1 protein-coding gene is annotated in these 596 nt (G+C 49.3%); it reads left to right on the top strand.

All coding sequences use genetic code 11. The features are described 5' to 3' along the window. Nucleotides 1–424: OmpW/AlkL family protein (locus tag Q675_RS23395; RefSeq protein WP_023010670.1), on the top strand; the 424-nt coding region annotated here is incomplete at its 5' end. Nucleotides 425–596 lie beyond the last annotated feature (172 nt).

The following is a 596-nucleotide window of genomic DNA, read 5'->3' as shown; positions in this document are numbered from 1 at the left end:
ACTTATTCAGAGCCTCCCTAACATTTTTGGCGGCATTCCCGCTAGTGCGGACCTCCAGGGCGAAGAGTCTCTCTCCGGTCTTTTTCTTGGTCAAACAGATTATGGTCCGGTAATTCTTTCGCTTCAGTATCATGTTTTGACGGGTAGCAACTTCTCTCCGTACTTTGGAGCGGGTGTAGGACGGATTCTCTTTTTAGATGAGAAGGATCGCGCACTAACCGACTTCGACGTCGAAGATACATGGGCCCCTGCGGTTCAGGCTGGTTTTCGCTGGAGGATACACAATAACTGGTCGGCAAATTTTGACGTTAGATATGCACCCTTCGAGGCGGATATCACCGGTAACCTGGGCCCGGCCCCTGTTCAGGCAAAAGTGGAAGTGGACCCCACTATCGTGAGCATCGGTGTTGCATATCGCTTTTAAATGCCAAGTATACCAACCGTCTGCATTTGCTGGTCGCTTTCAGCAACCTGCTGATTGATAAAAAACCTGCAGCGTAAGACCAATGCGCCCCTTTTCCGCCAAGATTGCGGAAAAGGGGCAAAAACCAGCGGTTATTCAGATCTTCCTTAGGTACTAATCCGAAACAAAGTAA

The organism is Marinobacter sp. EN3 (assembly GCF_000475315.1).
GTDB classification, from domain to species: Bacteria; Pseudomonadota; Gammaproteobacteria; order Pseudomonadales; family Oleiphilaceae; genus Marinobacter; species Marinobacter nauticus.
Note: the sequence above shows the minus strand (reverse complement) of the source record. Positions and strands in the feature narration are given on the sequence as shown.